At 62.6% G+C, this 18,665-nt stretch carries 19 protein-coding genes; 7 read left to right on the top strand and 12 right to left on the bottom strand.

The features are described from left to right. On the bottom strand, positions 1 to 209 hold a 209-nt coding region (locus tag GPA21_RS07810; RefSeq protein WP_168987640.1), incomplete at its 3' end, for a hypothetical protein. A gap of 273 nt (positions 210 to 482) precedes the next feature. Here GPA21_RS07810 and GPA21_RS07805 point away from each other — a divergent pair. Continuing rightward, positions 483 to 713 (top strand): sulfurtransferase TusA family protein, encoded by a 231-nt coding sequence (locus GPA21_RS07805; protein WP_168987647.1) that lies wholly within the window; start codon positions 483 to 485, stop codon positions 711 to 713. An 85-nt stretch (positions 714 to 798) separates the two neighbouring features. On the opposite strand, the gene GPA21_RS07800 is transcribed toward GPA21_RS07805, so the two are convergent. Next, on the bottom strand, positions 799 to 3,768 hold the full coding sequence (locus GPA21_RS07800; protein ID WP_168987639.1) for a valine--tRNA ligase: 2,970 nt from the start codon (positions 3,766 to 3,768) through the stop codon (positions 799 to 801). Positions 3,769 to 3,888: 120 nt separating this feature from the next. Here GPA21_RS07800 and GPA21_RS07795 point away from each other — a divergent pair, with 120 nt between their 5' ends. Then, complete coding sequence (locus GPA21_RS07795; RefSeq protein ID WP_168987638.1) at positions 3,889 to 4,524, top strand: lipopolysaccharide kinase InaA family protein; 636 nt, start codon at positions 3,889 to 3,891, stop codon at positions 4,522 to 4,524. Between the two features lie 40 nt (positions 4,525 to 4,564). On the opposite strand, the gene GPA21_RS07790 is transcribed toward GPA21_RS07795, so the two are convergent. From GPA21_RS07790 to GPA21_RS07780, 3 genes are read right to left on the bottom strand one after another with little or no spacing between them, the layout of a single operon-like run. After that, entirely contained in the window at positions 4,565 to 5,029 is a 465-nt protein-coding gene (locus tag GPA21_RS07790; protein WP_168987637.1) for a hypothetical protein, read from the bottom strand. Further along, a complete protein-coding gene (locus tag GPA21_RS07785; protein ID WP_168987636.1) occupies positions 5,026 to 5,463 on the bottom strand; it encodes a DNA polymerase III subunit chi in 438 nt (145 codons plus the stop codon). Before GPA21_RS07785 ends, GPA21_RS07790 begins: the two co-directional genes overlap by 4 nt. A gap of 13 nt (positions 5,464 to 5,476) precedes the next feature. Beyond that, the gene (locus GPA21_RS07780) at positions 5,477 to 6,967 is read right to left on the bottom strand and encodes a leucyl aminopeptidase (protein WP_168987635.1); all 1,491 of its coding nucleotides are present in this window, start codon (positions 6,965 to 6,967) and stop codon (positions 5,477 to 5,479) included. A 111-nt stretch (positions 6,968 to 7,078) separates the two neighbouring features. Here GPA21_RS07780 and lptF point away from each other — a divergent pair, with 111 nt between their 5' ends. Then, positions 7,079 to 8,158 (top strand): LPS export ABC transporter permease LptF, encoded by a 1,080-nt coding sequence (gene lptF / locus GPA21_RS07775; RefSeq protein WP_168987634.1) that lies wholly within the window; start codon positions 7,079 to 7,081, stop codon positions 8,156 to 8,158. Further along, the gene (gene lptG, locus GPA21_RS07770; RefSeq protein WP_168987633.1) at positions 8,155 to 9,234 is read left to right on the top strand and encodes an LPS export ABC transporter permease LptG; all 1,080 of its coding nucleotides are present in this window, start codon (positions 8,155 to 8,157) and stop codon (positions 9,232 to 9,234) included. Before lptF ends, lptG begins: the two co-directional genes overlap by 4 nt. Before the next feature lie 90 nt (positions 9,235 to 9,324). On the opposite strand, the gene rplS is transcribed toward lptG, so the two are convergent. From rplS to rpsP, 4 genes are all read right to left on the bottom strand, one after another. Continuing rightward, entirely contained in the window at positions 9,325 to 9,705 is a 381-nt protein-coding gene (gene rplS / locus GPA21_RS07765; RefSeq protein ID WP_168987646.1) for a 50S ribosomal protein L19, read from the bottom strand. Positions 9,706 to 9,851: 146 nt separating this feature from the next. Continuing rightward, complete coding sequence (trmD, locus tag GPA21_RS07760; RefSeq protein WP_168987632.1) at positions 9,852 to 10,616, bottom strand: tRNA (guanosine(37)-N1)-methyltransferase TrmD; 765 nt, start codon at positions 10,614 to 10,616, stop codon at positions 9,852 to 9,854. A gap of 76 nt (positions 10,617 to 10,692) precedes the next feature. After that, on the bottom strand, positions 10,693 to 11,199 hold the full coding sequence (gene rimM / locus GPA21_RS07755) for a ribosome maturation factor RimM (RefSeq protein ID WP_168987631.1): 507 nt from the start codon (positions 11,197 to 11,199) through the stop codon (positions 10,693 to 10,695). A gap of 19 nt (positions 11,200 to 11,218) precedes the next feature. Next, positions 11,219 to 11,470, bottom strand: coding sequence for a 30S ribosomal protein S16 (gene rpsP / locus GPA21_RS07750; RefSeq protein ID WP_168987630.1), 252 nt, complete (start codon positions 11,468 to 11,470; stop codon positions 11,219 to 11,221). A gap of 208 nt (positions 11,471 to 11,678) precedes the next feature. On the opposite strand from rpsP, the gene GPA21_RS07745 reads away from it, so the two are divergent. Beyond that, entirely contained in the window at positions 11,679 to 13,193 is a 1,515-nt protein-coding gene (locus GPA21_RS07745) for a hypothetical protein (protein ID WP_168987629.1), read from the top strand. A gap of 18 nt (positions 13,194 to 13,211) precedes the next feature. On the opposite strand, the gene GPA21_RS07740 is transcribed toward GPA21_RS07745, so the two are convergent. Continuing rightward, the gene (locus tag GPA21_RS07740; RefSeq protein WP_168987645.1) at positions 13,212 to 14,420 is read right to left on the bottom strand and encodes a YihY family inner membrane protein; all 1,209 of its coding nucleotides are present in this window, start codon (positions 14,418 to 14,420) and stop codon (positions 13,212 to 13,214) included. A 451-nt stretch (positions 14,421 to 14,871) separates the two neighbouring features. Here GPA21_RS07740 and wrbA point away from each other — a divergent pair, with 451 nt between their 5' ends. Both wrbA and GPA21_RS07730 read left to right on the top strand, forming a co-directional pair. Continuing rightward, complete coding sequence (gene wrbA / locus GPA21_RS07735) at positions 14,872 to 15,471, top strand: NAD(P)H:quinone oxidoreductase (RefSeq protein ID WP_168987644.1); 600 nt, start codon at positions 14,872 to 14,874, stop codon at positions 15,469 to 15,471. After that, positions 15,468 to 15,830 carry a DUF2069 domain-containing protein gene (locus tag GPA21_RS07730; RefSeq protein ID WP_168987628.1) on the top strand — a complete coding sequence of 121 codons (363 nt, stop codon included), beginning with the start codon at positions 15,468 to 15,470 and terminating at the stop codon, positions 15,828 to 15,830. Before wrbA ends, GPA21_RS07730 begins: the two co-directional genes overlap by 4 nt. An 85-nt stretch (positions 15,831 to 15,915) precedes the next feature. Here the strand turns inward: GPA21_RS07730 and GPA21_RS07725 are convergent, their stop codons facing one another. Further along, positions 15,916 to 17,451 carry a 2-isopropylmalate synthase gene (locus tag GPA21_RS07725; protein WP_168987627.1) on the bottom strand — a complete coding sequence of 512 codons (1,536 nt, stop codon included), beginning with the start codon at positions 17,449 to 17,451 and terminating at the stop codon, positions 15,916 to 15,918. Positions 17,452 to 17,725: 274 nt separating this feature from the next. Continuing rightward, the gene (pssA, locus tag GPA21_RS07720; protein WP_168987626.1) at positions 17,726 to 18,514 is read right to left on the bottom strand and encodes a CDP-diacylglycerol--serine O-phosphatidyltransferase; all 789 of its coding nucleotides are present in this window, start codon (positions 18,512 to 18,514) and stop codon (positions 17,726 to 17,728) included. Positions 18,515 to 18,665: the final 151 nt, after the last annotated feature.

Raw genomic sequence — 18,665 nt, 5'->3', positions numbered from 1 at the left:
CGCCGGAATTCTCCCTCGACCAGTACGCTCCACGGCGAGGCGTCGCGGTCCAGCGGCCTGAGACCAAGTGCGCGCAGCAACTCGCGGGATACCGCTGGCAGGACGACATCGTCGCAGGCTGGGTCGAACTCCCAGTAGCCGACACGGCCTACTCGCTGAATCAGATTGAGCTGTCTCCGCTCGATACACTCCCCACATCTTTCGTTCATGAACCTGGCCCTCAAGTGGCTCGCCTGGACACCCGCCATTCATGTGCTGCAGTGGATATGTCGATGCTAGAAGTCGAACCTAAGCATCGTGGTGCAGACTACCAGAGGCGAGACGTGCCCTGCGTCATCCGCTTGCATTGAATCGTGCCCAGTGTGACGATTCGCACGGGATGGAAAGGGCAGTTGCATATGGGGGGTGTGAGCGCACTGCATTGCGAACGTGACGTTCACGCTAAAATGGCGGCAATCACCAACAGACAGGACAAGCAAGAAATGAATGCTGACAAGGAAGTCGATGCCCGCGGTCTGAACTGCCCGCTGCCTATCCTGCGTGCGAAGAAGGCACTGGCTGAAATGGAGACTGGGCAGACCCTTAGGGTTCTGGCGACTGATCCAGGCTCGGTGAAGGATTTCCAGGCATTCGCGCGTCAGACTGGCAACGAACTGATGCAACAGGGCGAGACGGCGGACAAGGCGTTCGAGTTCTTACTGAAGCGTAAGTGAGGGGTCGACCAGACGCATTGCGAGCACGATCAGCCCAGCAAAAAGGCCACCCGATTAGGGTGGCCTTTTTGCTGGCTGTGCCCGCTCAGTGTTTTGCGAGCCTTTCCAGCTGAGGCTTGAGCCCCTGCGCGGTGGCGGTGAATGCTGCGAGACGGTCGCGTTCCTGCTGCACGACCTCGGGCGGTGCACGGTCGACGAAGCTGGCGTTGGCGAGCTTGCCTTCGGCCTTGCGGATCTCATTCTCGAGGCGGGTGATCTCCTTGCCAAGGCGTTCGCGCTCGGCTGCGACGTCGATCTCGACTCGCAGCATGAGCTTGCATTCGCCGACGACGGATACCGGCGCAAGCTCGTCCTCTGAGATCGCGTCGACGATCTCAACCTCGGACAGGCGGGCAAGGCCGATCAGGTAAGGAACGAACGCCGAGAGATTGTCCTGGGCGCCCGCAATCACCAATGGCATGCGCTGTGACGGCGGGATGTTCATCTCGCTGCGCAGGTTGCGGCAGCTGTGCACCATCGCCTTGAGCGCTGCGATGCGGCTCTCGGACGCTGGGTCGATCTTGCCGGGCTCAGCCACCGGGTAGGGGGCGAGCATGATCGACTCGGTGCGCTTGCGCCCGGCCATGGGTGCCACCGTCTGCCACAGTTCTTCAGTGATGAACGGAATCAGCGGGTGGGCGAGTCGCAGGACCGCCTCGAGTACTCGCAGCAAGGTGCGGCGGGTGGCACGCTGCTGCGCCTCGTTGCCGTTCTGCAGCTGTACCTTGGCCAGTTCCAGATACCAGTCGCAGTATTCGTCCCACACGAACTCGTAGATTGCCTTGGAGACAAGGTCGAAGCGGTAGTCCTCGAACTGCCGGGCGACCTCGGCCTCGCAGCGCTGCAACCGGGACACGATCCAGCGGTCGGCGAAGGAAAAGTCGAGGTAATCCGGTGAGCAACAGGCGGGTGCATCCTCTTTCCCGAAGCCGCAGTCCTGGCCCTCGGTGTTCATGAGCACGTAGCGGGTTGCGTTCCAAAGCTTGTTGCAGAAGTTGCGGTAGCCTTCGCAGCGCTGAAGGTCGAACTTGATGTCGCGTCCCGGCGTGGCGAGCGACGAGAAGGTGAAGCGCAGGGCGTCGGTGCCGAAGGCCGGAATGCCGTCCGGGAACTCCTTGCGGGTCTTCTTCTCGATCTTCTGCGCGTCCTTGGGGTTCATCAGACCGAAGGTGCGTTTCTCGATGAGCTTGTCGAGCGCGATGCCGTCGATGAGGTCGATGGGGTCGAGCACGTTACCCTTGGACTTCGACATCTTCTGGCCTTCGGCATCACGGATCAGCCCATGCACATACACATGCCTGAACGGGATCTTGCCGGTGATCTGCTTGGTCATCATGACCATGCGCGCGACCCAGAAGAAGATGATGTCGAAGCCGGTGACCAGCACCGAGGAGGGCAGGTATAGATCCAGCGCGTCGTTGGACTTCGCCGGCCATTCCGGGGTCCAGTCCAGTGTCGAGAACGGCCACAGGGCGGACGAGTACCAGGTGTCGAGCACGTCCTCGTCGCGACGCAAGCCCTTGCTCTTGAGGTCGGCCACCAGCATGCGGATGTTGCCGGCTTCGTCGCTGCGGCCCTGCTGCTCGGCATGATGGGCGTTGTCTTCCATCTCCGAGATGCGTCGCGCGAACTGGCTTTGCGCGTCGTCCTCGGAGGTGGCGACGTAGACGTTCTCCAGTGCGTCGTACCAGGCCGGAATCCGGTGGCCCCACCACAGCTGACGCGAGATGCACCAGTCCTGGATGTTGTTCAGCCACTGGTTGTAGGTGTTGACCCAGTTCTCGGGATAGAAACGAATCTCGCCCGAGGCGACGCACTCCAGCGCCTTCTCGGTGATGCTCTTGCCGTCGGCGCCAGACTTGCTCATGGCGACGAACCACTGGTCGGTGAGCATCGGCTCGATGACGACATTGGTACGGTCGCCGCGCGGCACCATCAGTTTGTGCGGCTTGACGCTGTCCAGTGCGCCCTCGGCTTCGAGCATGGCGACCACCGCTTCACGGGCCGTGAAGCGGTCCAGGCCTGCAAGATTTTCCGGCATGCTCACCGTGCCGCGCGAATGACCGTCGGTGCCGAAACGCTCGGCCTGGGCCGGAACGCTGCCGTCGAGCTTGAGAATCACGATCATGTCCAGACCGTGGCGCAGGCCGACCGCGTAGTCGTTGAAGTCGTGAGCCGGAGTGACCTTGACGCAGCCGGTGCCGAATTCGCGATCGACGTAGTCGTCAGCGATGATCGGGATGTCGCGGTTGCACAGGGGCAGGCGCACGGTCTTGCCGATCAGGTGGGCGTAGCGCTCGTCTTCGGGATGAACCATCACCGCGACGTCGCCGAGCATGGTTTCAGGCCGGGTGGTGGCCACGGTGAGACCCTTCAGGCCGTCGATCGGGCCTTCGCTGAAGGGATAGGTGATGTGCCAGAGAAAGCCGTCTTCTTCTTCGGAGACGACTTCGAGGTCGGAGACGGCGGTGCCGAGCTTCGGATCCCAGTTCACCAGTCGCTTGCCGCGATAGATCAGGCCTTCATCGTAAAGCCGCACGAAGGTTTCGGTGACGGTGCTGGACAGGCCCTCGTCCATCGTGAAGCGTTCGCGCTTCCAGTCCGGCGAGGTGCCCATGCGACGCATCTGGCTGGTGATCGTGCCGCCGGAGTAGGCCTTCCACTCCCACACTTTCTCGAGGAACTTCTCGCGACCGAGGTCATGGCGTGAAACGCCCTTGGCGTCGAGCTGGCGCTCGACGACGATCTGCGTCGCGATACCCGCGTGGTCGGTGCCCGGTTGCCAGAGCGTGTTGAAACCGCGCATGCGATGGTAGCGGGTGAGCGCATCCATGATGGTCTGGTTGAAGCCGTGCCCCATGTGCAGCGTCCCGGTGACATTGGGCGGCGGCAGCAGAATGCAGAAGGCGTCGGAGCGCGACTTGTCGAGGCCGGCGTCGAAGTAGCCGCGGTTCTCCCAGTCGGGGTACCAGCGGGACTCGATCTCGGCGGGTTCGAAGCTTTTGGCAAGTTCCATTGTGTGCTCTGAGGCGATTGAGGCAAACCCCGAATTATAGCGGATGAGGGGAGCCGACTCGTGCTCCGACCGCTGATTGTTTCGGGGTAAGATTCGGCACCGACGAGAGTGAGGACGGATATGACGAAGGGCGATTTCGCCTACTGGTGGTCTGCCCCGGGTGAGTGGGTGGAGCCTCCCAACGAGCGCCGCAATGGCTGGAGTGGCATGATGCGGGTGCCTGACGGTGAGCGCATCCTGTACGTCAAGCGACAGCGCAACCACATGTGCCGCACCTGGCGTCATCCTCTCGGCTGGCCGACCGCGAGCCGGGAGTGGTCGTACCTCCACCGCCTGCGAGAGCTGGGGGTGCCCGCGCCTGCGCCGGTTTTTCACGATGTCAGACGCACGCCCGAAGGTGTCGAAGCGGTGCTCGTCACTGAAGAACTCGTCGGGTTCAGGGCACTGGACGACCAGCATGATCTCGATCCGACCCACAGGGCTGCGCTCGCCAGCGAGGTCGGTCGGATACTGGGACGCCTCCATGGCGCACGCCTGCAGCACAGCTCGCTCTACGGCAAACACATCATGGTGCGCTGGGACGGAGAGCGTCCTCAGGCAGCGCTGATCGATCTGGAGAAAATGCGTCCGCGCCTGACACGACGTCTTGCCGCCGACCATGACCTAGAGCAGTTGGCTCGTCGTCAGCACGTGCTGAAGAGTGAGGACTGGGCCACGCTGGTGCGCGCACACGCGGAGTCGATGGCCTCAGTCTGAGTTCTGACTGCGGTCCTGTGGGCCTCCGGGCTTCGGGCGACTACTTGTCGTCAGGCGCTTCGGGTGTTTCCAGATGCGCGCTCGCGGCGTCATCCAGACGACGTGCGATTCGCGCCGAGAGCATCGGCAACAGCGTCGCACGCAGATGGGCCAACGCCTTCTCGCGGAGCTGCCTCGACAGGATCTCGAGCTCGACGGCGAGCAATTCAGGCAGTTCGTTCGCGAACCAGGCCTCGATCTCACGGTTGAGCTCGGTGTCGAGTTCGACGAGTTGCTCGGCCAGATCGGCGTGAGCCGTTACCGCGCTCGGGGTCGGTACGGGAGGGAGGTCTTCGACGATCTCGGTGAGGATGGGAAGATCGTCGTCGATGGTTGCAGGCGACGGCTCCGTTCCCCCGAAGCGATGACGTCGCAGCAACGCGTCGGCTTTCATCAGCAGTGCGTCGGCCTCTGCCAGGTCCGCATCGGGATGGCTGCCGAAATCAGGGTACTTTTGGTTGCTCATATTCGTTCCCTGAGAACGGCATCGAAGGCCTTCATCTCAGCTCCTTGCGACTTGTAATGCATCCAGCGGGCACGGGCCGCGAATCGGTCGTCATCGCCCTGGCCAACGATCTCGACCACCGTGCGGAACTCGCAGAAGTCAGCCGGGGCGTCGTTCGCGAGATTGAAGAGCAGGTCGTGGTGTGGCCAGTCGCTGGCGGTTTGAGCGTGTGCGACGACGACAGGTGTCTCGCGGCTGAGTGGCGTGCCGAGTTGCACATGCGGGATGAAGCCGCCGGGCTGGAAGGTCCACAGCGCGTCGTCAAGGTGCTTCGCACTTGCCGCGTCGGCCGTCCTGACCGCGATGCGGCGGCCGCTCGCGTAGGCGCGAGCGACCAGTTCACAGGCGAGCGCCAGCGGGTTGGCCGCGTTGTGGTAGAACTGGACGCTCGTCATGGTGACGGCCTTCTTATGATGCCGCGCGCTGAATCAGGAACTCGCTCAGCAACGGCACCGGGCGACCGGTCGCGCCCTTCGCCTCACCGGACAACCAGGCGGTGCCGGCAATGTCGAGGTGGGCCCACTTGTAGGTCTTGGCGAAACGGGACAGGAAGCACGCCGCGGTGATGGTGCCGCCGTAGCGACCGCCGATGTTGGCCATGTCGGCAAAATTGCTCTTCAACAGCTCCTGGTATTCGTCCCACAGCGGCAGTTGCCAGGCGCGGTCGCCGGAGCGTTGACCGCAGGCGAGCAGCTCCTGCGCGAGCGCGTCGTCGTTGGCGAGCAGTCCGCTCGGGATCTTGCCAAGGGCGACGACGCAGGCTCCGGTGAGGGTGGCCAGGTCGATCACGCACTCCGGCTTGAAGCGCTCGGCATAGGTCAGCGCGTCGCACAGGATGAGCCGGCCTTCGGCGTCGGTGTTGAGCACCTCGATGGTCTGGCCGCTCATGGAGGTCACCACGTCGCCCGGCTTGCTCGCCCGTCCGCCCGGCATGTTCTCGGTGGCCGGGATGATGCCCACGACGTTGAGCGGGAGCTGCATCGTGGCGAGTGCCTTGAAGGTGCCGAGCACGCCAGCCGCGCCGCACATGTCGAACTTCATCTCGTCCATCTCGGCAGCAGGCTTGAGCGATATGCCGCCGGTGTCGAAGGTGATGCCCTTGCCGACCAGAACGATCGGTGCCTTGCGGGCCTTCCCGCCTTTGTAGTGCATGACGATGAACTTGGGCGGCTGTTCCGAGCCTTTGGCGACCGATAGCAGCGAGCCCATGCCGAGCTTTTCCATATCCTTGCGCTCGAGCACCTCGACCTTGAACTTGAACTGCTTGCCGAGACCGACCGCGGTTTCGGCAAGGTGGCTCGGCGTGCAGATATTCCCGGGCAGGTTGCCCAGTTCGCGTGCGAGCGCCATGCCTTGGGCGACCGCGCTGCCGTGCTCGACAGCCCGTTTCATTCCCTCGGAGGCTTTCTGTGCGGTCACCAGGGTGAGCTTGGAAGCGCCCTTCTTCGATCCCCCATTCTTTGCCGACTTGGTCGTGTCGAAGCGATAGCTGCCGTCCGCGATGGCTCTTGTCGCTTGCTGAAGCATCCATTCAAGGTCGCGACCACCCAACTCGATTTCGTCAACACATACCGCCGCCTCGCCGGCGGGGCCGCTTGCCAGTGCTTTTGCAACGGCCACGATTGCATCGCGCCAGGACTTCTCCTTGAACTCCTCGCGCTTGCCGAGACTCGCGACCAGCACGCGCTGGGCAGCGGCACCCGGCAACTCCGGGATCACCAGGGTCGCGCCTGCACGCGCCTCGAGATCTCCGCGCGCGATGAGCCGCACCAGGCGACCGTCACTGGCGCTGTCCAGCGCGGCCGCTGCCCCCACGAGGTCGCCGTCGGCGAAGGTGAGTATGGCGAGGGTTCCGGTCTTGAGCTTCTCCGGGCGTGCGGTCTTTATGGTAAATTCCACGGCTACTCCTTGAACGATGTCCAGCGCGGGACGAGCGTCGATTATGGCCCTTCGGTCCCGGCACAGTCAAAAAGCGCTGTTCTACCTCTTGTCCGGCTGGCTACCCACGCAATGATTTTTCGCCGCGCAATACGACGCGAGTTTCGCCATGCGGCTGCGGGCGTGTTCGTCGCACTTTTCGCCATTCTCGTGACGATGGTGCTCATCCGTCTGCTCGGTCAGGCAGCAGGCGGGCGGGTGCCGCCGGATGCGGTGGTTGCGCTGATTGGTTTTGGTGCGCTGGCTCAGCTTCCGATCGTGCTGGCACTGACGCTTTTCATAGCGGTGCTGCTGCCCTTGTCCCGGAGCTACCGCGATTCCGAAATGGTTGTGTGGTTCGCGGCAGGCTTGCCGCTGACCGCCTTCATTCGTCCGGTGCTCCAGTTCGCGATTCCGGTGGTCGTTGTCATCGGCGTTCTCACGCTGATGGTGACGCCCTGGGCGAACATGCAAAGCGAAGCCTATCGCTCGGCACTCGAGCAGCGGGACGATACCACCCGCGTGGCACCCGGCATCTTTCGTGAATCCGCCGGCGGTACGAGGGTGTTCTTTGTCGAAACCGGCGCGGCCGAAGACGGGCGGCTGCGCAACGTGTTCGTCAGCTCCGAGGAGGCGGGGCGCCTCACGCTGATCGCCTCGGCGACCGGCTCGGTGATCGTCGATGACCGAGGAGACCGCTTCGTGATTCTGGAGCATGGGCGCCGCTATGACGGAGTGCCGGGAACCGCCGGATTCCGCGTTGTGGAGTTCGAGCGCTACGAGGTACTCATCGAAGAGCGCGAAGCGGTCAGTCCCACGGTCCGTGCCAAGGCGACGCCGACTCGTGACTTGCTTGCGCAACCGAGCAAGCGGAACCTGGGCGAACTGGCCGGGCGCATCGGACTTCCGGTCGCTGCGTTACTGCTTGCCGTGCTCGCGATACCGCTGTCCTTCGTCAATCCACGTGCCGGCAGAAGCACAAACCTCATCTTCGCCATTCTCGCCTTTCTTGTGTATAGCAACATCATCAGCGTCAGCGAGGCGTGGGTGACGCAGGGGCGCGTGCAGTTCGGGCTCGCCGTGGTGTTGCCGCACCTGATCGTCGTCTGCGTGCTTGCGCTGATGTTCTACCGACGTCTGGCGGTATCGCCATTCTGGAGGGCGCGCGCGTGAGCCGGGTCCTTGCAGCGTATATCGCGCGTGAGATAGCAGCCGCCACCGCGCTGGTGATGGTGGCGTTTCTGGGGCTGTTTGCGTTCTTCGACTTCGTCAACGAGCTCGACTCGATCGGTCAGGACGGTTATGAGGCGCACCATGCGCTGGTCGATGTGCTGTTGTTGCTGCCGGGACGGGTCTACGAGCTGATGCCGATCGTGGTCTTGACCGCGAGTTTGTATGCGAGCACCGCGCTCGCCAAGAACTCGGAGATCACCGTCATGCGGGCATCGGGGATGTCCACCGCGCACCTGCTGCGTTCCCTCGGTCTGGTGGGCATGGTCTTCGTTGCGCTGACCTTCGTCTTCGGTGAGTACATTGCGCCGCCGGCCGAACGAACCGCGCAGCAGTGGCGCCTGACCGCAACCGGCTCAACGGTCTCACAACAGCTGCGTACCGGTCTGTGGGTCAAGGACGGCGCCCGGGTGGTGAATGTGCGGACGCTACAGCCTGATCGCACGATGGAGGGCGTGAGGGTATTTGAGTTCGATCGCGACCAGGTCCTGCTGTCGCTGAGCGAGGCGGCAGTGGGGCGCTATGATGCCGAGACCAAGACCTGGCGCTTTACCGATGTCGTGCAGACGCGTTTCTCGGACGAACGCACGGAAGTTGCCACGCTCGAGCGTATCGACTGGCGGTCGGAGTTGTCGCCGGAGGTGTTGAGCGTGCTGATGGTGGCGCCGGAGCGCATGTCCGTGGCCACGCTGTTTGCCTACATCAACCACCTTCGCGAGAACCGGCAGAATGCCGACCGATTCGAGATTGCGCTGTGGAAGAAGATCGTCTACCCGCTTGCGGTGCTGGTCATGATGGCGCTTGCGGTGCCGTTCGCGATGGGCCATGGTCGCGCCAGTGCGGTGAGCGTCAAGGTGTTCGTCGGCGTCATGCTCGGGGTGACCTTCCACCTGCTGAACGGATTGTTCTCGAACCTCGGCGTGATCCACGGCTGGATGCCGGCGTTTGCGGCCCTGACCCCCAGCCTGCTGTTTCTGGCGGCAGCTGCGACCATGCTTTTTGTCGTCGAGCGCCGCTGATGCAGCGGTAGCGCTGAAAAGCAAAAACGGGCCGCGTGGCCCGTTTTGTTCTCCAGGTAAAGCGTACCGCCCGCAGGCGGTGCCAACACCTTACGCCGACTTGGGCGCCTTGTAGTTGAGCTTTTCCTTGATGCGCGCGGACTTGCCGGAGCGGTCGCGGAGATAATAGAGCTTGGCGCGGCGCACATCGCCACGGCGCTTGACTTCGATCGAGCCGATCAGCGGCGAGTAGGTCTGGAAAGTACGCTCGACGCCTTCGCCGGCAGAAATCTTGCGGACGATGAAGGAGGAGTTCAGGCCGCGATTGCGCTTGGCAATGACGACACCTTCGTAGGCCTGCAGACGCTCGCGGTTGCCTTCCTTGACCTTCACCTGAACCACGACGGTGTCGCCAGGGGCGAATGCCGGGATCGATTTGCCTTCAGTCAGGCGGGCGATTTCTTCCTGCTCGAGTTGTTGAATCAGATTCATCATGTGCTCCGAATGGTTTCAATGGCCTTTGGCCTGGCGCGCAGAGCAGGTTTGACCTGTTGGGCGCCGTTTGTTATCGGCTGCACGCAAGATAGTCTTACGGCAACCGCTTCTTTCCACTTCCCGATTTCTCGGGCCGCGAAAAATCAAGCATTTTCCTTTGAAGCGTCGAGTTTGGCAAGCATTAACTGCTCTTCCTTGCTGAGCTCGCGGGCGTCCAGCAACTCCGGGCGGCGTTCGCGGGTGAGTTTCAGCGACTGCGCGAGTCGCCAGCGACGAATCTCCGCGTGATTGCCGGACAAGAGCACCTCTGGCACCGCCAGGCCGTGATAGACCTCGGGGCGGGTGTAGTGGGGGCAATCCAGCAAGCCGTCGGCAAAAGAATCCTGCTCGGCCGAACTCGCATCGTTCAGGGCTCCGGGCAGGAGGCGGATGATTGCGTCCAGAAGGACCATCGCTGGCAGCTCGCCGCCGGACAATACGAAGTCGCCGAGTGAAATCTCCTCGTCGACGCAGCGGTCGAGCACGCGCTGGTCCACCCCTTCGTAACGTCCGCAGAGCAGGGTCAGAGACGGTTCCGCACTCAGGGATTTGACGCGTTCGTGATCGAGTGGTCGTCCCTGGGGTGATAGATAAATGACTGGGCCGGAGGTGCCGAGAGTTTGCAGTTGCTCCGATCGCGCCTGGGTGATCGCGAGCTCGAGCGGCTCTGCCATCATCACCATCCCCGGGCCGCCACCATAGGGGCGATCGTCGACGTTGCGATGCGGGTTGCTGGTGTAGTCGCGCGGATTGTGAAACGCGATTTGGTACAACTCGCGCTCTTGCGCACGCCGTGTGATGCCGCTGCCCGTGAGCGCCGCGAACATCTCGGGGAACAGGGTGACGACATCGTAGCGTCTGCGATTCATGGTGTTCGCCGAGACTCGGGTCGTGACATGCAACGTGTGCGGCAGCTGCACTGGATGCCCCATGGGCGTCCGTTGGTCACCAGTCTTTCTGCCAATCGACCCGAATGTAGCCGTCTTTGGCATCGACTTCGATGACGTAGTTGGCCACGAACGGAATCAGTCGCTCGGATTCGTCGTCGATGATGCGCAGCACGTCATGCGCGCCGGTGCTTAGAAGGCTGTCGACCTTGCCGAGTGATTCACCAGCGAGATTGACTACCTGCATTCCGATGAGGTCGCCCCAGAAGTATTCATCATCCGCGGGAGCAGGCATTGCCTCGCGTGGCGCGCCGACGAACCAGCCCTTCAAGGCTTCGGCCGAGTTGCGATCGGGGGAAACTTCCAGTTGAACGATGAGGCCGGGCCCGTGTTGCTGGCAAGCCAGCTGGCGGGTCGCCCGCCACTGCTCCGGGGGTGCGTCGGCGTCGGGCGAGATCCACCATTCGGGCATCTCGGCCCAACTCAGCGGATCGTCGCCAAAGGGCTGGATCTTCAGCCAGCCCTTGATGCCGAAAGGGGCGGAAACCCGCCCCAAGACCATCATGTCGGCGATGGTTGTTGCGTCAGGCGGCGGCTTTGCCGGCCTGCTTGATCAGGCGGGCGACGGTAGGCGACACCTGGGCACCGTTTTGCGTCCAGTACTGGAGGCGCTCGGCGTTGATGACGAGACCCTGCTCGGCGCCCGAACCAAACGGATTGTAGAACCCGACGCGCTCGATGAAGCGCCCGTCGCGACGGTTACGCTTGTCGGCTGCGACGATGCTGTAGAAAGGGCGCTTCTTGGCGCCACCACGGGCAAGGCGAATGACGACCATGTTCTGGGTGTCCTGAAGGTGACTGGGAAAAGCCGCACATTTTAGAAGAAGTTCGAACTTTAGGCAACGGCTGGTTTCACAAAGAGGTACCGAGTTGTCCAGAGTCGCAAGGCGAGTAGTGACTGAGCTCGCCATGTATCCGACAAAGTGAATAGAATGGCGGTCGAGCTCCGGTTTATCTACGAACAACAATGGCTGCGCAGGACTCATGAGAGACGATTCGCACTCCAGGCCACAAATACAGCGCATTCGCGATTGGCTTGCCGCGGAACCGGCGGCCGAGTGTCTGGATGACCTTGCAGCTTGGCAGGCGCAGCTCAAGGCTCTGCTCGAACTCGATACGCCCATGGCTGAGCGCAGCAGTTGCATCGGCGGTCTGGCTGCACGATTGCTCGACATATCCGATCGTTTCAAACCTCGACTATTGGCGGCCACGCTGCCACTGGCGCGCGAAGTGCATGCCGGCGTACTCGACATAGTGCGCAGCCTGCATGAGGTCGGGCTGCGGTTTGACGTCGACGAGGAGCGGGAAGCGCTCGATGAGGATGCTGTCGTCGAGGCGGCAGCGTGGCAGATGCGTCTTGTCGGCGAGGCGTTTCTTCTCTCCTGCATGGGTGGCGTGGAACCACCTCATCCACTGTGGAAAACAGCCAATCGCCTTCTCCTGCGACACGATCGACTGATTGAAGCGCTCGCACCCGGCCAGGCACTGTCGCCTTCGGTAGGCGCTTTGCTTGGGGCTTACAAGCGCATGCTGGCAACAGCGGTGCTGCAGCCGGAGAGCCTGACGGCACGTGAGCTGGCCTGGGTTCATGATTACCTCGACGTCGTCGCTGGCGCCACCGAACTGTCGTGGCGTCCGCTCCAGCCCGAGTCGTCGGTGTTCTGGCTCAATGCCCGTGAGGACAACCCGCCTGTTGCACAGGTACGTCGCCCTCCATTGGGTACCGGACGAGTGCTGTTTTTCAGCGCGCTGGCGCTCGCCAAGCGGGTGCAGGAACAGATCGAGTGGCTCGAGGCCCGCATTGCCGAAGCGGAAGTGGTCGGCATCGAGCGCGATGGAGAACTCCTCGAGTCGGACTCGTCCGGGTTGCCGCTTGGTCTCACCCCGGTCGAAGCGCTGTCTTTGCTGCACCGCATGCACGAGCGCTGGGCGACGCCGCAAACCCGGGATCAGCCGCGACGGAGAAAGCTCTACACGGTTCAGGTCTGCAAAGGCTTGCGTGAGATCTGGCGGATGCACAAGCGCGGACGCCCGGGAGACGAAGTCAGCGAGTGGATGGTGTACAACGAGAGCCCGGGAGGCTACGCGATCATCAGCGTTGGCGGGGTGCATGGCGTCATCAGCGCCGGCATGGCCCTGGCGTTGAGGCGCGGTATCGGCGAGCCGTGGTCGATTTGTGTCGTGCGCTGGGTGCGAAGCGAGAAGCCCGAGGAGGTCGAACTCGGTCTGCAGGTCGTTTCCGAGAGCTGCGTGCCAGTGTCGGTGGCATTTCGTGGAGCGAGTGAACGGTCGACCACGCCCGCGCTTTTGCTGCCCCCGCGCGAGGGCAGGCGCAACAACGCGATCATGAGTCCGGCGGGCACGTACGCGTCCAGACGCTTCGTGATGGTGCGCGAAACCGGGCAACTCTATGTTGCTCAGGGGCGCGTGCAGAGTCTCGACATGCAGACTGCCAATATTGAGTTGTATCAGTACGAGATCGATCCCTACCCGATCTGATTCCGGTCGCCGGCGGAATCAGGCGGGTCTGGTCGTCGGTGTTCTGGACGCGAGTTCGCTCAGGCTGATGTCGGCGTCGTCGAGCGCGGTTCTGATCCGCTTCGCGGCCAGGTTTGTTGCGGCCTGCGAAGCGGAGAGCCTGGTCCATCGTTCCGGCGCGAGCGCGAAGCGTTCGACGATGTGACTGAGACGGATTCTGTCAGGGTGACGGCACAGGGCCCAGGTTTCGTCTTCACAATGAATGATCCACGATTCGTCCTGCATCTGGCCGAGCAGGGCCTCGGCCTGATCGCTCGACAGTCCCGCGGCTTCGTGGAGCGCATCGAATGACACGCTGTGACCCTCGTTCAGTCCGCGGGCCAGGAGTGTGAGCATGTTGGTCGCGGCCCAGGCCTGGTCGCCTGGGAAAGGCCTTATCACCGTCTTGCGCTCGAAGAACTCCGGAAAGGTCGCGGCGAAGATTGCGCCCAGCAGTACGAGCACCCAGGAAGCGTAAAGCCAGAGGAGGAAAATCGGCACCGCCGCGAAGGCACCGTAGACCAGGGTGTAGGTTGGTGACAGGGTGATGAAGAGGCCAAACAGGCGTTGCATCATGAGAAACGCGAAGGCCGCAGAGAAACCGCCCGCCATGGCGTGAAGAAGGCGCACCGGGTGGTTGGGCACCGCGAAATACAGGAAAGTCAGCAGTGTGCCGAGCAGACCCAACGGCACCAGATTGGTGGCGAGGGTGCGCGTGTGGGTGTCGTCGCCAATCAGCGCGATCGAGGTGGCGACGATCTGGCCGGTGGCGAAGACACTGCCTGCGAGTGCGATCGGCCCTAGCGTGAGCGCGACCCAATAGACCGCGATGCGGGTGACGATTGGGCGCGGATGCCGTACCCCCCAGATTTCGTTGAATGCCTCGTCGATGGTGCTGAGCAGCAGGAGTACGGTCACGATCAGCATGATCGTGCCGATGAGCGTGAGGTTGGTCGCACGCTCGGAGAATTGCACTGCGTATTCGCCGATCTGGCTGGCCGCTTCCGGCAACACGTTGTTCTGCAGGAAGGTGCTCAGTGCCGCACCGAGTTCGGAGAAGGCAGGGAAGTTGCTGAACAGCACAAGTGAAAGTGTGATCAGTGGCACCAGGGCCAGCAGAGTGGTGTAAGTCAGGCTGCCTGCCACATGGGCGCAACGGGTTGCGAAGAAGCGCTGAACGAGCAGGGAGCCGAAGTCGCGCAGGGCCATTAGCACGGCGTGCGGTCCGGTGAACCGTGAGGGCGGGCGAGGGCTGTTGTGCTGTGGCGTGCTCGTCATGAACCGGATTGTCCGCGCTCCCTCCGCTCTGCGCAATGCACTGCGGGCCAGCGGACCGTGCGGATATAATCCTAGAAACCGCAATTGACCGCTCTCTATGATCTTGAATGCTTTACAGAGCTTGGGATACGCAGCTTCGACAACGGTCACCCGATGGGTGAGTCCGCTACGCGCCCGATTGCACGTCTGGTGCGCCGCCTGGCTGCGTTGCTCCTCCTTGCAGGGAACAACCATGCTGCGTCGTCGCGCCTTGCCAGACGACGCACCAGACGCACACTCGAACACGTCCAACTGAGGTTCCTAGGATAATCGCGCCTTTGCGCGTCGAAGCGAAGTCGAACAGGTTACGCCATCCGGGCGGAGCCGGAACATGGATGGATCGATGAAGGAAATCCTGGTTCTCTATTACAGCCACAAGGGCTCGGTACGGGCGCTGGCGGAGGAGGTCGCGCACGGCGTCCATCAGGTGCCCGGCGCCGTGGCCCGGGTCCGCACCGTGCCTCGGGTCTCCACGGTATGCGAGGCGCTGGAGGACAGCATCCCGGCCGATGGTCCGCCCTATGCCGAAGCGGCTGATCTGGAGGAATGTGCCGGTCTGGTCCTTGGTAGCCCGACCCGATTCGGGAACATGGCTGCACCCATGAAGTATTTTCTCGACGGCACGATCGCCGGGTGGGTCAATGGCGCACTCTCCGGGAAACCTGCCGGTGTGTTCACCTCGTCGTCAAGCATGCACGGCGGTCAGGAGAGCACCTTGCTGTCGATGATGCTGCCCTTGTTGCATCACGGTGCGTTGATTGTCGGTTTGCCGTATCAGGAATCCGACCTCGCCACCACCCGCAGCGGCGGCACGCCTTATGGCGCATCCCATGTTGCTGGAAGTGATGGTGATCCGGCATTGACGGATGCGGAGCGGCGGCTGGCTCAGGCGCTGGGGCGCCGTGTTGCAGAGACCGCGGTCAGGCTTGTGGAGGTGAGATGAATACCCGTTTTCTGGCCAACGCTTCGAGCGTGTTGCTGATTGCGTTGATTGTGCTGTGCGTCTTGTGGGAGGGTTGGCTTGCCCCGCTGCGGCCGGAAGGCTCGTGGATGATTCTCAAGCCAGTGCCGCTGCTCTTTGCGGTTTTCGGCGTGCTCAAGGGGCGGCGTTACACTTACCAGTGGCTGTCGATGCTGGTCTTGCTCTACTTTACAGAGGGTGTGATGCGCGCCTTCGATCCCGGACTGACCGGGATACTCGCCATGATCGAAGCCGTGCTTGCGGCGGCATTGTTCGTGTTCGTGCTGCTTTACGCACGGGCAACCGCGCCTTCCCGGCAGAAGGCGGCACCGGAAAGCTGAGCTTTCGTTGCCATCCGGCGTTGCCTGTGGGAATGCACCCGTCGGAGATTCGGGGCGTGGCGTGCGCGCCCCGAATCAATCGACCTCAGACCTGCGGGTTGAGGCGCTCCATGTTCCCGTGCAGCTTGTTGAGCGCGTTGAGGTAGGCTTTTGCCGAGGCGACGATGATGTCGGTGTCGGCGCCCTGGCCATTGACGACCTTGCCATCGCGTGCGAGCCGCACGGTGACCTCTCCCTGGGCGTCGGTGCCGGTGGTGATGGCATTGACCGAATACAGCAACAGCTCGGTACCGCTCTGTGCGACCGATTCGATGGCACGGAAAGTGGCATCGACCGGACCGGATCCGGTCGACTTCACATGCGATTCGGTGCCGCCGGCCGCGATCGTCAGTTCCGCCTCGGGCGGCTCGCCGGTCTCCGACAGAAAGCGCGAGGAAACCAGGCGGAAGTGCTCCTGCTCGGGCGTGACGATCTCGTCGCTCATCAGGGCGTTGAGGTCCTCGTCGAAAATTTCGTGCTTCTTGTCTGCCAGTTCCTTGAAGCGCGCAAAGGCGTGGTTGAGGTGATCCTCGGATTCGATGACGATGCCGATTTCCTGCAAGCGGGTGCGGAACGCGTTTCGCCCCGAGTGTTTTCCGAGGACCAGTTTGTTGGCACCCCAGCCGACGTCTTCGGCGCGCATGATCTCGTAGGTTTCGCGGTGCTTGAGGACCCCGTCCTGATGGATGCCGGACTCGTGCGAAAAGGCGTTGGCACCGACAATCGCCTTGTTCGGCTGTACCGGGAAGCCGGTCACCCCGGACACCAGCTTGGATGCTGGCACGATCTGGGTCGTGTCGATGCGCGTGTCGCAAGGAAACACGTCGCGGCGGGTGCGTACCGCCATGACGTTCTCTTCGAGTGAGGCGTTGCCGGCACGTTCACCCAATCCGTTGATCGTGCACTCGACCTGACGGGCACCGGCGAGAACGGAGGCCAGCGAGTTTGCGACCGCGAGACCGAGATCGTTGTGGCAGTGCACCGACCACACCACTTTGTCGGAGTTGGGAACACGCTCGATCAGGTTGCGGATGGTGTTGGCAAGCTGTTCGGGCACGTTGTAGCCGACGGTATCGGGCACGTTGATCGTGGTGGCGCCGGCCTTGATCACTTCCTCGAAGATGCGACACAAGAAATCGATCTCGGAACGACCCGCATCCTCAGCCGAGAATTCGATGTCGTCAGTGTATTCACGCGCCCAGCCGATCGCCTTGACCGCCTGCGCAACCACCTCGTCGGGGGACATGCGCAGTTTCTTTTCCATGTGAATCGGGCTGGTTGCGATGAAAGTGTGGATACGACCAAGTGCGGCCGGACGGATGGCCTCGCCGGCCCGGCGAATGTCGTTCTCGTTTGCACGGGCAAGGCCGCAAACGGTCGACTCACGGATGGCCTCGGCGATTGAGCGGACCGACTCGAAGTCGCCGTTCGATGCGGCCGGAAAACCCGCTTCGATGACGTCGACGCGCATTCGCTCGAGCTGACGCGCGATTCGCAGCTTCTCCTCACGAGTCATCGAGGCGCCGGGGCTCTGTTCACCATCACGCAAGGTGGTGTCGAAAATGATCAAGTGGTCGCTCATGGCTGTCTCCTGGGGAGTGTTCTGTTTCGGCTGTGGATGCACGCAAACCGCGCGGCTGGCGCCGTGCGGGAGAGTTCAGGGGAGGGGGGAGGGGTTTCAGGTGCGCGCGAGGCGCAGCAGCGGCCCCAGCGGCAGCAGGCTCGCTGGAAGGCGGAACGTAACAAGGAGGGTGTCGCGTTCAGGATGCATGTCCGCAATATAAACCCCTGTTCGCCGGAAAGTAAAGGGTATTGGGATAGCGCACCACTATGAGCCTGATTACCTGGCCGTGGCCTCAGTCAGGATGCTTGCCTGAGTCGGTTTCGGTATCCGTTTCCGAACCGGAATGAAGCGGGTGACGCCGTCGTCGCGACCAGCGCCACGCCCAGATCACATAGCCTGATAGCGCGTAGGCGACAAACAGCCCGAACAGAACACCGGGTGGATAGGTAGACACCAGCGCGAAACCGAGCACGACGGCAATGACGACGATGAAAGGTACGCTCTTGCGCAGGTTGATGTCCTTGCCGCTCCAGAACAGCACGTTGCTGACCATCGACAGCCCTGCGAAGATCGTCAATGCGAAGGCGAGCCAGGCGACGTCTTCGCCCGCGATGCCGTTGTCCATGGTGACCCAGACCATGCCGGCGATGAGGGCCGCTGCGGCCGGACTCGGCAATCCCTGGAAGTAACGCTTGTCGATCGAGGCAATCGTCGTGTTGAAGCGGGCAAGGCGCAATGCGGCCCCGGCGCAGAAGATGAAGGCGGCAATCCAACCGAACTTGCCGAGATCCTTGAGTGCCCACTCATACATGACCAGCGCCGGAGCGGCACCGAAGGACACCATGTCGGACAGCGAGTCGTACTCTGCGCCGAACTCGCTCTGGGTGTTGGTGAGTCGTGCCACCCGTCCGTCCAGGCCGTCGAGGAGCATTGCGACGAAGATCGCGACGGCCGAGACCTCGAAACGTCCGTGCATCGCCTGCACGATGGCATAGAACCCGGCGAAGAGTGCGGCCGTCGTGAACAGGTTGGGCAGGATGTAGATGCCGCGACGTCTTTGGTCTGGTTCGTTGAGGGGCATGGGTAGGTGGCCACTGGGGCCGCACGCTGTGAGGAGTCGATGAATCCCGATTCTACCGCATGCGGGGTTTGCGGTTGAACGCCGGGAAAAAGCCGGCTCCAACGAAAACGGGCCCCGTCGGGGCCCGTCCATGAATGTCGGCCTTTCGGCC

The organism is Azoarcus taiwanensis (genome assembly GCF_012910885.1).
GTDB lineage: Bacteria > Pseudomonadota > Gammaproteobacteria > Burkholderiales > Rhodocyclaceae > Azoarcus_F > Azoarcus_F taiwanensis.
The sequence above is the reverse complement of the archived record's forward strand: the minus strand, read 5'-3'. Positions and strand labels throughout refer to the sequence as shown.